Below are 12794 nucleotides of genomic sequence, written 5' to 3'. Positions count from 1 at the left end.
GGCCTGCGGCCGCCCAACGGATTCCGCTTCATGTAAATCCTAAATATTATACCCCATAGGCCATATAATTTCAACGCAGCTTTGTGAACATTCGTAAAAAACGAAAAAATCCCCGCGGCCGGCAGGGCCGCGGGGATTTTTGTCCGGTTTTCCATTCTTCGTCAGGGGACCCGGACCCGTTCGATCCGCTCGACCTTCCCGGGCGTCTTCCCGAACACGAGCAGCACGCCGCACAGTTCAATCTGTTCCGGGTCGTTCTGGAAGCGCACCGGCAGCCCGGTGCGCAGCCGTTCGATCGCCCGTTCCTTCTCCACCCCGAGGATCGAGTCCCTCCCGCCGCACATCCCCGCGTCGGTGATGTAGGCGGTCCCCCGCGGCAGCAGGCGCTCGTCGGCGGTCTGCACGTGGGTGTGGGTGCCGATCACCGCCGACACCCGGCCGTCGAGGTAGTGGCCGAGCGCGAGCATCTCCGCCGTCGCCTCCGCGTGGAAATCCACGAGGATGTTGGGGCAGTCAATTTTGGAGAGCAGCGCGTCCGCCGTGTCGAAGGGACTTGCGAGCGGCGGGTCCATATAGACGCGCCCCTGCAGGTTCACCACCGCGAGCGGGAAGGCGGGATTGTCGTGGAGGAACCAGCCCTTCCCCGGCGCGGACGGATGGAAATTCGCGGGGCGCACGATGCCGTTCCCCTCCTCGAGCAGGTCGTAGACGTCGCGGCGGCGCAGCGCGTGGTTGCCCGTCGTGAGCACGTCCACCCCGCTCGCAAAGAGGTGCTGCGCGCTGTAGGGGGTGATCCCGTTGCCCTCGGCGGAATTTTCCCCGTTGGCGACCACGATCCCGGCGGACAGCTCTTTTTTCAGCCGCGGCAGCTCGCGGCGGACCTTTTCACAGCCCGCCTGGCCCACCACGTCCCCCAAAAACAGTACGTTCATAGTGCCTCCATCCGGCGAAAATTCCGCAGGGGCGCGCGGCGCCCCTGCGGTCAGTCGGTAATCCTATAGAATCTTGGACAAAAAGTCCCTTGTGCGCGGGTTCTGCGGGTTCGCGAAGAACTCCTTGGGCGTGTTCTGCTCGAGGATCTGCCCCTCGTCCATGAAGAGCACGCGGGTCCCCACCTCGCGCGCAAAGCCCATCTCGTGGGTGACGACGACCATCGTCATCCCCTCCTCCGCGAGCTGGATCATCAAATCGAGCACCTCGCCGACCATCTCAGGGTCGAGGGCGGAGGTCGGCTCGTCGAAGAGCATCACGTCGGGGTTCATCGCCAGCGCCCGCACAATCGCGATCCGCTGCTGCTGGCCGCCCGAAAGCTGGCTCGGATAGGCGTTAGCCTTTTCCGCCAGCCCGATGCGGTTCAAAAGCTGCATCGCCTTCTCGTCCGCCTCGGCGGGGGTCATGATCTTGAGCTTGGTGGGCGCCAGGGTGATGTTCTCCTTGACCGACAGGTGCGCGAAGAGGTTGAACTGCTGGAACACCATGCCCATCTTCTGGCGCAGGCGGTTGATGTTGCACTTGGGGTCGCAGATATTGGTCCCCTCGAACCAGATCTCGCCCCCCGACGGCTCCTCGAGCCGGTTGAGGCAGCGCAGGAAGGTGGATTTGCCCGAGCCGGACGGCCCGACGACCACCACCTTTTCCCCCTTGGCGATCGTCTCATTGATGCCGCGGAGCACCTCGAGCCCCTTGAAGGACTTGCGGAGATTTTTAACCTCGATCACTGCGCGCCAGCCTCCTTTCCAGCCGTGCGAAGAGGCTCGACAGCCCCAGCGTCAGGCAGAGATAGATCACCGCCGCGGAGAGCAGCGGCACCCACGCGTTGAAGGTCGCGTTGCGGATCATGTCGCTGGCCTTGGTCAGGTCCATGAGCGCGATGTAGCTGGCGACCGCCGTCTCCTTGATGAGCACGACGAACTCGTTGGTGTAGGTGGGGAGCACCGCCTTGACCGCCTGCGGGATGACGATCGACCACATGGTCTGCGCCCTGCCCAGCCCGAGCGACCGCCCGGCCTCCGTCTGCCCGAGCGGGACCCCCTGGATGCCCGCGCGGAAGATTTCCGCGCAGTAGGCGCCCGAGTTCACGCCGAAGCTGACGATCGCGATCGCGAGCTTCGGCATGCCGGTGGGGGCGAAGATGATGAAGTTGAAGATCATCAGCTGGGTCACCATCGGGATCCCGCGGATGACCGTGATGTAGCCCCTGGCGATGCCGCCGAGGACCCGGTTGCCCGACACCCGCATGAGCGCCATGGCGGCGCCGATCAGGGTGCCGATCACGATCGCGCCCAGCGCGATGATGATCGTGTTGCCCAGGCCCTCGAGGATCAGCTTCCAGCGGTCCATGGCAATCAGGTTTTGATAGATCGCATGCATTGGCGTTCCTCCCTAAACAGGAGCGGGGCGGGGCCGAAAGGCCCCACCCGGCATCCCCGTATCGATTCTTACTGCTTATTTGCGGACGATGACGACCTGCTTGGAGGAGTAATAGGGCTCGGAGAAGTCGACGCTCTGGCGGCGCTCCTCGGTGGCGGTCATGCCGGCGGCGACAAAGTCGATCGTGCCGGTGTCAAGCGCGGAAAGCAGGCTGTCGAACGCCATGTCCTCGACCTGGAGCTTCCTGCCCATGTCCTTGGCCACGTTCTGCGCCATCGAGATGTCGAAGCCGACGATCTCGGAGCCCTCGGCGTACTCGAAGGGCTTGAAGGCCGCGTTGGTGCCCATCTTGATCACGTCGCCCGTGGTCTCAAGCGCCTCGGGGACCTTGATCGCTTCTTCGCCCTCGGCGGGCATGAAGGCGTTCACGAGCGCCTCATAGGAGCCGTCGCCCTGCATCCGGGCGATCGTCGCGTTGATCGCGTCGAGCAGCTCGGTGTTGCCCTTCTTGACGGCGATCGCGTACTCCTCGGGCTCGAGGTTGAAGTCGATGATCGTCAGGTCGTCGTTCTGCGCGACGATCGATTTGGCCGGAAGCTCATCGAGCATGACCGCGTCGAGCTTGCCGTTCTTGAGGTCGAGCGCCGCGTCCATGCCGGACTTGTAGCTGCCGAGCTGGGCGTCGGTGACGTTTTCCTGCACGTAGATTTCGCCGGTGGTGCCCGCCTGGACGCCGATCTTCTTGCCGTTCAGGTCCTCGACCGAGTTGATGGCGACCTGCGCCTTTTTGCCGCACGCCGCGAGGGAAAGCACCATCAGGGCCGCGAGGGCCAGAGCCATTACCTTTTTCATTTCAGTTTCCTCCCAATCTGAGCCCGCATGCCTGATGCGGGGGCCGTTCTGTATATCGTGTTATAATTATACATCCATTCCCCCGTTTTGCAAGGGGTTTTTTCAAAAAATATGCACTCTCCGCAATTTTCATACATATTCACCATGTTTGCGCACAATCGGGCGCCAACTTTTGCATATCTTTTGGAAAGGGCGCGCGCACGGTGAGCGAAACGCCGCTCACCGGATGGGTGAAGGAGACGCCCGCGCAATGCAGCGCGTGCCGCCCGATAAGCGCCCGATCCCCGCCGTAGAGCGCGTCGCCGAGCAGCGGGCAGCCGAGGTGGGCCATGTGCACGCGGATCTGGTGGGTGCGCCCCGTCTCGAGGGTGCAGCGCACGAGGCTGTAGCCGGGGTATTCCGCTAGCGTCTCGTAGTGGGTCACGGCGGGCTTGCCGTCCGGTACGACCCGGCGGCGCGGGTCCGCCCGGTCGGGCTGCCCGACCGGCGCGTCGACCGTCCCCGCCCGGGGCTCCGGCGCGCCCGTCACGAGCGCGAGGTAGGCCTTCTCCACCTGCCCGGTGAGCGCGGCGGCCGCAAACGCGTTCTTCGCGATCACCACCGCGCCCGACGTGTCCCGGTCGAGCCGGCCCATCAGCCGGCAGACCGCCTCCTGCCCCCGCGCACGGCAGTCGCGCGCGAAGACGTTGGCGAGCGTGCCGCTCTGCATGCCGCGCACCGGGTGGCAGGCCATCCCGGCGGGCTTGTCATAGACAGCGATATCGTCGTCCTCATAGAGGAGCGGCACGGACGGCGTGCCGTCCGGCTCCGCCCCGCCCATGCCGTCGCGCAGCGTGATCGCCAGCCGGTCGCCCGCCCGCAGGCGGTCGATCGTGCGGGCGCGCGCGCCGTTTAAGAGGATGCCGTCCTCCTTCGTTTTGAGGGAGCGCACGAGCGTATAGGAGCACCCCGCCTCCCCGCGCAGGAAGTGGACGACCTTGCGCCCGTCATAGGCGGGCGGCACGGTGAATTCAAGCCTCCGCGTCATCGTCCCCGGCGTCCCGGCCGGTCCCGGTGTAAATGGTGTTGTCATTGCCGCAGACAATGCCCGCCTTGATCGGCGCGATCAGAAAGCCGATCACCATGCCGATGCATAAAAATACAGACGCCCACAAGAATTTCTCAGATTTCCGCATAAATATTCCCTCTTTCCCGCTTCATCGATTCGTAGCGTTCCTTTGTGATCCGGTAGATGAGATGGGGCATTTCCTTCCCGCGGTAGATCTTCACGAACGCCCCCGCCTCCTCCATGCCGAGCGCGGCCGCGACCCGGCGGGAGGCGGCGTTTTCCGGGCGGATGTCGGCGGCCGCCTCGGGCGCGCCGAGCGCCTCGAAGACATGCCGCACACAGGCGGCCGCTCCCTCGCGGGCGAAGCCCTCCCCCCAGCGGTCCCGGCGGAGGATATAGCCGACGCTCCACGCCTCGCGGCTCCCCATCGGTTCCCACACCGGGCCGATCGTGCCGACAAAGTCCCCCGACGTGCGCTCGATTGCCGCGAGGTGGCCCGCGCCCTCCCGCGCATAACGCGCCCTGCTGCGGGCGATCCAGTCCCGCACCTCGGCGTCGCCGAAGCCGTGCTCCCACGCGTACATCACCCGCGGGTCGCCGAGGATTTTTTGCAGCGCGGAAAAGTCGGCCTCCTCCAGCGGGCGCAGGAGCAGGCGCCTGGTTTCGATCCGCATCAGCCGCGCCTCCTTCCGGATACAAAAAACGCAGCCGCGGTTTCCGCGGCTGCGCACTTTGCAGCAAACTTACTTGTCCATGCCAAAACGCTTTTTGAACCTGTCAACGCGTCCGCCCGTATCAACCAGCTTCTGACGGCCGGTGAAGAAAGGATGGCACTTGGAGCAGATTTCAACGCGGATGTTCTCCCTCGTCGAGCGCGTATGGATCACTTCGCCGCAGGCGCAGGTGATCGTCGTATCCACATACTTGGGATGGATTCCCTCTTTCATTTGTTTCACCTCTTTCTGACATCGGAGATAGATGCCATAAATGCAACATTAAAACTATACCACACGTCTCTCGCGATTGCAAGCGGTTTTTTACGGAAACCGCAGGATTTTGCGTATTTTCCCTATTTTGCCCGCTCAGACGCCCATGATGCGCTTGACGTCCGCGCCCATCGCGGCGGCGCGCGCGTCGATTTCGGCCATGTCCCTGCCGACGACCGACAGGTAGAGCTTGATCTTCGGCTCGGTGCCCGAGGGGCGCACGATGGCGGTGCAGCCGTCGGCGAGCGCGTATTCGAGCACGTTCGATTTCGGCAGGTCGATCGGCGAAGCCTTCCCTTCGCAGGTGGAGGTGGATTTCTCGTAGTCGCTCACGCAGGTGACCTTCTGCCCGGCGATCTCGGCGGGCGGATTCTCCCGCAGCTTCTCCATCATGCCGGCCATGATCTTCATGCCCTCGGCGCCCTCGAACTGGAAATTGGAGACGCTCTCGCGGCAGATACCGAACCGTTTATAGAGATCGTTTAACGCGTCGACGAGGCTCATGCCCCTCTGCTTATACCAGGAGGCCATCTCGACGATGAGCATCGAGCCGACGACCGCGTCCTTGTCGCGGACGTAGGTGCCCGACAGGTAGCCGTAGCTCTCCTCGAAGCCGAAGAGGAACCGCTCGGGATGCCCGGCGGATTCAAGCAGCGCGATCTGCTCGCCAATGTACTTGAAGCCGGTCAGCACGCTGCGCACCTCGACGCCGTAGGCCTTGCCGATCATCTGGGTGAGCTTGGTGGAGACGATCGTCGTCACCGCGACGGGGTCCCTGGGCATCGTGCCGTTTTCGGTGCGGCAGCGGCAGATGTAGTCGAAGAGCAGCGCGCCCACGTGGTTTCCGGTGAGCAGAGTGTAGTCCTCCCCCTCCTTCACCGCAATGCCGACCCGGTCGCAGTCGGGATCGGTGGCGAGCATGAGGTCCGCGCCCGTTTCGCGCGCGAGCTCGAGCCCCTTGGCGAGCGCCTCCTTGATCTCGGGGTTCGGGAAGGGGCAGGTCGGGAAGCTGCCGTCGGGGTGCTCCTGCTCGGGCACGACGGTCACGTCCCGCGCGCCGATCGCGGCGAGCACGCGGCGCACCGGCTTGTTGCCCGCGCCGTTGAGGGGGGAATAGACGAGCTTGAGGCCCGCTTTTTCGCAGACGCCCGGATTGACCTGCTGGGCAAGGACGTTGTCGATAAAGCGGTCGACGACCTCCTCGGGGATGTAGGAGACGATCCCGGAGGCGAGCGCGTCCTCGAACTTCATCGTCTTCGCGCCGGTGAGCACGTCGAGGCTGTTGATCTCTTTGAGGACGGCGTCGGCGGCGTTCTCGGTCATCTGGCAGCCGTCGCTGCCGTAGACCTTGTAGCCGTTATATTTGGCGGGGTTGTGGGAGGCGGTGACCATGATGCCCGCGTCGCAGCGAAGCTCGCGGGTCGCGAAGGAGAGCGCCGGGACGGGCATCAGCTCCCGGTAGATCGACACCCGGATGCCGTTGGCGGCCAGCACCCCCGCCGCTTCCCGTGAGAAGAGGTCGGATTTGATGCGGCTGTCGTAGGAGATCGCGACGTGCGGCTCCTCCGACTGGGCGAGCAGGTAGTTGGCGAGACCCTGGGTCGCGCGGCGGATGGTATAGATGTTCATGCGGTTGTTGCCCGCGCCGATCACCCCGCGCAGCCCCGCGGTTCCAAAGGCGAGGTCGCGGTAAAAACGGTCGAGGATTTCGGCGTCCCGCCCCTTGATCGACCGGAGCTCCGCGGTCAGGTCGGGGTCCTCGAGGGACGCGGCCAGCCAGCGCTCATACAGCTCGTTATGGTTCATATAACTTCCTCCCGTCACATATATACTTTCATGGGGATTGTTCATTTTCCTGTTATCATGATACCCGTACAGGCTGTCAAAGTCAACCGATTACTGGGGAGAAATGGAAGCGTCCGGAAAAATTCTCCCGAAACGCCGCCCGGCTCTTGCATCGGGCGGACGGGCATGTTATACTGGGCTAAGATTTCCGCATGGGGGAGTAGTTTGCGCGCATTCCGGCGCGTGGCAAGTCAACATATTGGCCTCACGGCCTGGCTTGCCTGAAAGAACAAGACTCATGGACGGGCCCGAAGAGCCATGTCCGTGGGTCTTTCGTTTTGCCGGGGCGGGCGCCCCCGCAGGAGCCGAGCACCGTCCGGGGGCGGCCGCGGGCCCCGGGGCGCGAACGCATCCGGGTTACTGAAACAACATGGCAAGGGGGATTCTTCCTATGGGAACGCCGACACTTTTTCTGATCGCGCTGGGGCTGTCGATGGACGCCTTCGCGGTATCCATCTCCAACGGCATGTGCTACCGGGGCTTCGGCCGGAAGCAGGCGGCGGCCGCCGCCTTTTCCTTCGGCCTCTTCCAGATGCTCATGCCGATCATCGGCTATCTTGCCGGGCGGACCTTCAGCGACGCGATCTCCGCCGCCGACCACTGGATCGCTCTTCTGCTGCTCGGGTTCATCGGGGGGAAGATGGTCTTCGACGGCGTCCGTGAGCTGCGCCATCCCGAGGGCTGCTCCCCCGACCATCTCTTCACCTTCAAGGTCCTCGCCGTGCAGGCGGTGGCCACGAGCATCGACGCGCTCGCCGTCGGGGTCGGGTTCGCGGTCATGCAGGTCAACATCGTCACGGCCGCGGCCTTCATCGGCGTGGTGACCTTCCTCTGCTGTATCGTCGGCTCCATGCTCGGCAAGCAGTTCGGGCTGCTGCTCGGCAGCCGCGCGCAGGTGCTCGGCGGGGTTATCCTCGTGGGCATCGGGCTGAAAATCTTTGTCGAGCACATGTTCGGCTGATCAAATCCGCGCCCTGTTTTCGACCTGTTTCGACAAAATTTGCCGAAACAGGTCGATTTTGCTTTCCGGATATGGTATCCTTTTCCTATCAGAGGGGAGGAACGCCGCCATGCTGTCCACAATCCAGAGCCTGGGGATCCTGGGAATCGATCCCTATCCCGTCACCGTCGAGGTGAACGTCGCCCGGGCGATGCCCGCCTTCGACATCGTCGGCCTGCCCGACGCGGCGGTGCGCGAATCGCGCGAGCGGGTGCGTTCCGTCCTCTCCAACTGCGGCTATCCCTTCCCCGACGGACGCATCGTCGTCAACCTGGCGCCCGCCGACGTAAAGAAGGCGGGCTCCCTCTACGACCTGCCCATCCTCGTCGGGCTGCTCGCCGCGCAGGGGCTCCTGCCCGAAAACGCCCCGCTTGCGGATTCCGCCTTCATCGGCGAGGTCTCCCTCTCGGGCGGGCTGCGCCGGGTGTGCGGGGTGCTGCCCATGCTGCTCGGCGCGGCCGGGACGGGGATGCGCCGCGCCTTCATCCCCGCCGCCAACGCCGCCGAGGCGTCGGCCGCGCGGGGGATCGAGGTCTTCCCGGTCGGCTCGGTCGGGGAGCTCGTCTCCCACCTGCGCGGGGAATGCGCCCTCCCGCCCGCCGGGACGGCCCGCTTTGGCGGCGGGCCGCAGCCGCCCCTGCCCGACTTCGCCGATGTGAAGGGGCAGGGCCCCGCCAAACGGGCGCTTGAGGTCGCGGCGGCGGGCGGGCACAACCTGCTGATGATCGGCGCGCCCGGCACCGGCAAGAGCATGCTCGCCAAGCGCCTGCCCTCCATCCTGCCCGACATGACCGAGGAGGAGTCGATCGAGACGACGAAGATCTATTCCGCCTGCGGGATGCTCGCGCCCGACCTGCCGCTCATCCGGACGCGGCCCTTCCGGGCGCCGCACCACACCGTCTCGCCCGCGGGGCTCTGCGGGGGCGGCCCGGTGCCCCGGCCGGGCGAGGTATCCCTCGCCCACAACGGCGTCCTCTTCCTCGACGAGCTGCCCGAATTCCAGCGGCAGGCGATGGAGGCCCTGCGCCAGCCGCTGGAGGACGGCGTCCTCACGATCGCGCGGGCGGGCGCGCGGCTGAGCTATCCCAGCCGCTTCATGCTCGTGGCCGCGATGAATCCCTGCCCCTGCGGCTATTTCGGCCATCCCACCCGGCGCTGCTCCTGCCCGCCCTCCCGCGTGTCCTCCTATCTGGGGCGGGTGTCGGGGCCGCTGCTCGACCGCATCGACCTGAATGTCGAGGTCTCCCCCGTCACCTACGCCCAGCTGTCCGCGCGGCGGGACGCGGAGGAATCCTCCGCCGCGGTCCGCCTCCGGGTGCAGGCGGCGCGCGAACGCCAAAACGCCCGCTACGCCGGGACCGGCGTCTCCTGCAACGCCCGGCTCGACCCGTCGATGCTCGCCGAAGCCTGCCCGCTCGACCCCGAGGCGGAGCGGATGCTTGGGCTGGTGTTTGAAAAGCTAGGCCTCTCGGGGCGCGCCTACGACCGCATCCTCAAGGTGGCGCGCACGATCGCCGATCTCGACGGGAGCGAACGCATCCGCGCGCCCCACCTCTCCGAGGCGGTGCAGTACCGCTCCCTCGACCGCAAATACTGGAACCGCGGATAATTTCAAAACGCGCGCCCCCGCCCCGGAAGCCCCGGGACGGGGGCGCGTTTTTTACCACGCTGGGAAGAGGGCCCTGAGCGCGTGCGCGAGCGGATCCCGCCCGCAGCGCGCTGTCACGCGCGCGCCCGGCAGCCTGCCCGAGATCGCCGAGCCCTCCGGCACGAAGGGATGTCCGCAGATTTCCAACATGGAACGGTCGTTTTCCTCGTCCCCCAGCGCGAGGGTCCCCGCGAGGGAAAGCCCCTCCCGGCGGCAGTATTCCCGCAGGGCCGCGCCCTTGGAAACGCCCGCGCCGCAGAGGTCGACGCAGCTTCCGCTCGACGAGACCAGCCGCACCCCCTCCATCCGACCGGCGAGCGCCCGCAGCACCTCCGCCGCTTCGGATGGGACCCCCGGGAGCAGCAGGTCTGCGATCTCCCGCCCGCCGAAGTCCGCGCTGTCCCGGCAGTAAACCGGCTTATGGCGGAAACGGGACCCGCACCGGGAAAAATGCGCTTCGTAAAAATTTCCCGCCTCCCACGCACCGGCCAGCAGGATCGCGTCGGCGGCATAGGCCGCGTAGGGCGCGCCGAGCCGGTCGAGCAGGCGGCAGGCCCGGTAGGCCTCCTCCCCGGGCATGTATTCGACCGCACGGTAGGCCCCGGCCGCAAAGTCATAGACCGCCGCGCCGTTCATGCAGATGGCGGCGGGATGGCATCCCGCGAGACGGACCGGCCACTCCGCGATGTGGGGATGCCGCCCCGTGACGGCAACGACCCGGATCCCTGCGGCAGACAGCGCGCGAACGGCGGCACGGTCCGCCTCCCCCGGCAATTCGTCGGGGCCGAGCAGCGTCCCGTCCAGGTCGGCCGCGACACATTCGAGTCCGCCGAACATCCCCCTACCTCCCATCCGCGGGAGCTTCCAGGCTCCCAGCGCGGCAGGGGGCCCCGGACCCGCTCTCTTTTCCCGTCCCGGCCTCCCGTTCCTTTGCGCGCTGCTCGCGCCCGGCGCGTACCTGCGCGGCGCACGCCTCGTCGAGAATGCCTCCCGTCACCGTGATCCCCATCTCCGCGTAGCTTCCCGCCGTTTTCATGAGGAGCGCCGGGAAATCCAGCGCGGCGGAGCCGATGTAGATTTCCCGGATGCCCGCCTGCACCATCGCGGCCGCGCACATCGGGCAGGGCCGGTAGTTGCAGACGAGCAGGCAGTCCGAAAGGTCGTTCCTCCCCAGCTTCGCGCAGGCCTCACGGATGAGCACCATCTCGGCGTGCGCGCAGGGGTTTCGTTCGGTGTTTTCGCGGTTGCCGTCCCGCACAAGGACGCGGCCCTCCCGGTCGGCGATGACGCCGCCGTAGGGGTCGTCCCCCCGCGCGAGCGCGGCGGCCGCCTCCTCCATCGCCATGAGCACGAGCGCCTCGGCCCGTTTTCGTCCGAGCATCACTCCACCTCCCCGAGCGCGCGGGCAAGCGCGGCCCGCGCCTCCTCCATATCGAGCGACCGGACCCGTTCGCGCGCCTCCGGCAGCGCGGCGGGCGACATCGAAAGCTCGGTGATACCCATCGCGAGATAGAGCGGGATGAGTGCCGGGTCTGCGGCCGACTCGCCGCACACCCCCGTCCAGACGCCGTTTTTCCGGGCGTTCTCCGCCGTCAGCTTCATGAGCCGCAGGACGGCCGGGTCCGCCGGGCGGTAGTACCCGGCGATCCGTTCGTTCATCCGGTCGGCGGCCAGCGTATACTGGGTGAGGTCGTTGGTGCCAATGCTGAAAAAGTCCGCCTCACGCGCGAGCAGGTCGCTGAGGACTGCCGCCGCGGGCGTCTCGATCATGACCCCGACCTCCACGGAAGCGGTCCCCGTCCCCTCCGCCTCAAGCTCCGCGCGCGCCTCCCCGAGCAGTTTCCGGGCGCAGCGCAGTTCCTGGAGGGAGGCGATCATCGGGAACATGACCGCGAGCCTTCCGTGGACGGAGGCGCGCAGCAGCGCGCGCAGCTGGGTCCGAAAGAGCTCCCGCCGGTCCAGGCAGATACGGATCGCCCGCCAGCCGAGCGCCGGGTTTTCCTCCCGCCCCGTGTCGAGACAGGGGGCGCGCTTGTCCGAGCCGATGTCGACGGTGCGCACGATCACCCGCCTGCCCTCCATCCGTTCGAGGGCCTCCCGGTAGGCGAGATACTGCGTCTCCTCGTCGGGCGGCGTCTCCCGCCCGAGGTAGAGAAACTCGCTGCGGAAAAGGCCCACCGCCTCCCCGCCGTTTTCCAGAACCGCCCGCGCCTCCCCGGGCGCGCCGATGTTCCCGGCCAGCTCCACCCGGATTCCGCCGCGCGTTTCGGCGGGCGGGAACCCGCCGGCCCGCAGCCGCCCGAGGCGGCCCGCCGCCCCCCCCCCGCGGGCCCCCCCGCCGCCGGGGGGGCCGCGCCGCCGCCCTCCGGCGGCTTCGCGCCTCAGAGAGCGCGGCCTCGTCCGGGTCGACCGTCACCCTGCCCGCGTCTCCGTCAACGGCCAGCAGCCTCCCCTCGAGCTCCGGGGCCGCCGCAATCCCCACGACGGCGGGGATCCCCATCGCGCGGGCGAGGATGGACACATGGGAGGCCGCCGACCCGCGCCGGGTGACGAACCCCGCCACCCGCGAGCGGTCGAGCGAGAGGGTGTCGCTCGGGGTCAGCTCGTCCGCGACCAGCACGACGGGGCCGTCCGGCTCTCCCTCCCCGGAAAGCCCCCCTCCGCCGCCGAGCGCCGAAAGCAGCCGGCGGGACACGTCTCGGATATCCGCCGCGCGTTCGCGGATGTTGGGGTCCCCGAGCGCCTCGAACTCCGCCGCGAGGGTCTCCCCCGCACGGCGCACCGCCGTCTCCGCCGCCGCGCCCCCGTCGAGCTGCCGCTGAATTTCCCCGGTGAAATCCGGGTCGTCGAGCAGCAGCGCATGGATTTCAAAGATCTGCGCCTCCGCCTCACCGGCGGCTTCGGCCGCCCGCTCCCGCAGGCCGCGCAGCTCCCGCCGGACGGCGTCGGCGGCCTCGCGGCATCGCCGCGCCTCCTCCCGCGCGCCTTTTCCGGGGATTTCCTCCTCCACCGCGGGGGGGGGGGGGGGGGGGGGGGGGGGGGGGC

At 67.0% G+C, this 12794-nt stretch carries 14 protein-coding genes and 1 pseudogene; 2 read left to right on the top strand and 13 right to left on the bottom strand.

Annotated elements, in window-relative coordinates:
* Nucleotides 1–161 precede the first annotated feature (161 nt).
* The 9 genes from NE609_RS07700 to NE609_RS07660 form a co-directional block, all read right to left on the bottom strand.
* Nucleotides 162–932, bottom strand: coding sequence for a TIGR00282 family metallophosphoesterase (locus tag NE609_RS07700; RefSeq protein WP_256152210.1), 771 nt, complete (start codon nt 930–932; stop codon nt 162–164).
* 63 nt (nt 933–995) lie between these two features.
* On the bottom strand, nt 996–1718 hold the full coding sequence (locus NE609_RS07695) for an amino acid ABC transporter ATP-binding protein (RefSeq protein ID WP_121585930.1): 723 nt from the start codon (nt 1716–1718) through the stop codon (nt 996–998).
* Nucleotides 1705–2370 (bottom strand): amino acid ABC transporter permease, encoded by a 666-nt coding sequence (locus NE609_RS07690; RefSeq protein WP_101551246.1) that lies wholly within the window; start codon nt 2368–2370, stop codon nt 1705–1707. Before NE609_RS07690 ends, NE609_RS07695 begins: the two co-directional genes overlap by 14 nt.
* A 75-nt stretch (nt 2371–2445) precedes the next feature.
* A complete protein-coding gene (locus tag NE609_RS07685; protein ID WP_101551248.1) occupies nt 2446–3222 on the bottom strand; it encodes a transporter substrate-binding domain-containing protein in 777 nt (258 codons plus the stop codon).
* Between the two features lie 139 nt (nt 3223–3361).
* On the bottom strand, nt 3362–4249 hold the full coding sequence (locus NE609_RS07680; RefSeq protein WP_256152209.1) for an RluA family pseudouridine synthase: 888 nt from the start codon (nt 4247–4249) through the stop codon (nt 3362–3364).
* On the bottom strand, nt 4233–4397 hold the full coding sequence (locus NE609_RS07675) for a hypothetical protein (RefSeq protein WP_158595529.1): 165 nt from the start codon (nt 4395–4397) through the stop codon (nt 4233–4235). Before NE609_RS07675 ends, NE609_RS07680 begins: the two co-directional genes overlap by 17 nt.
* Nucleotides 4384–4944, bottom strand: coding sequence for a GNAT family N-acetyltransferase (locus tag NE609_RS07670; protein WP_256152208.1), 561 nt, complete (start codon nt 4942–4944; stop codon nt 4384–4386). The genes NE609_RS07675 and NE609_RS07670 overlap by 14 nt, the downstream gene beginning before the upstream one ends.
* 69 nt (nt 4945–5013) lie before the next feature.
* Nucleotides 5014–5217, bottom strand: coding sequence for a 50S ribosomal protein L31 (gene rpmE / locus NE609_RS07665; protein ID WP_101551254.1), 204 nt, complete (start codon nt 5215–5217; stop codon nt 5014–5016).
* Nucleotides 5218–5352: 135 nt separating this feature from the next.
* Nucleotides 5353–7062 carry a phospho-sugar mutase gene (locus NE609_RS07660; RefSeq protein ID WP_121585934.1) on the bottom strand — a complete coding sequence of 570 codons (1710 nt, stop codon included), beginning with the start codon at nt 7060–7062 and terminating at the stop codon, nt 5353–5355.
* 430 nt (nt 7063–7492) lie between these two features.
* Here NE609_RS07660 and NE609_RS07655 point away from each other — a divergent pair, with 430 nt between their 5' ends.
* Complete coding sequence (locus NE609_RS07655; protein ID WP_256152207.1) at nt 7493–8062, top strand: manganese efflux pump MntP family protein; 570 nt, start codon at nt 7493–7495, stop codon at nt 8060–8062.
* 109 nt (nt 8063–8171) lie between these two features.
* Nucleotides 8172–9710: a YifB family Mg chelatase-like AAA ATPase gene (locus NE609_RS07650; RefSeq protein ID WP_256152206.1), complete on the top strand. Its 1539-nt coding sequence runs from the start codon at nt 8172–8174 to the stop codon at nt 9708–9710.
* 51 nt (nt 9711–9761) lie between these two features.
* Here NE609_RS07650 and NE609_RS07645 read toward each other — a convergent pair whose 3' ends face one another.
* From NE609_RS07645 to NE609_RS17800, 4 genes and pseudogenes are all read right to left on the bottom strand, one after another.
* Nucleotides 9762–10586, bottom strand: a complete 825-nt coding sequence (locus NE609_RS07645; RefSeq protein WP_256152205.1) for an HAD family hydrolase — start codon at nt 10584–10586, stop codon at nt 9762–9764.
* A gap of 4 nt (nt 10587–10590) precedes the next feature.
* A complete protein-coding gene (locus tag NE609_RS07640; protein WP_256152204.1) occupies nt 10591–11130 on the bottom strand; it encodes a nucleoside deaminase in 540 nt (179 codons plus the stop codon).
* Nucleotides 11130–12044 (bottom strand): phosphoenolpyruvate--protein phosphotransferase, encoded by a 915-nt coding sequence (ptsP, locus tag NE609_RS07635; RefSeq protein WP_256152236.1) that lies wholly within the window; start codon nt 12042–12044, stop codon nt 11130–11132. The genes NE609_RS07640 and ptsP overlap by 1 nt, the downstream gene beginning before the upstream one ends.
* 184 nt (nt 12045–12228) lie before the next feature.
* A pseudogene (locus NE609_RS17800) lies at nt 12229–12759 on the bottom strand (phosphoenolpyruvate-utilizing N-terminal domain-containing protein); the annotation flags it as partial.
* Nucleotides 12760–12794: the final 35 nt, after the last annotated feature.

It is taken from the genome of Anaerotruncus sp. DFI.9.16 (genome assembly GCF_024461615.1).
GTDB classification, from domain to species: domain Bacteria; phylum Bacillota; class Clostridia; order Oscillospirales; family Ruminococcaceae; genus Anaerotruncus; species Anaerotruncus massiliensis.
This window is presented reverse-complemented; position numbering and strand designations above follow the sequence as displayed.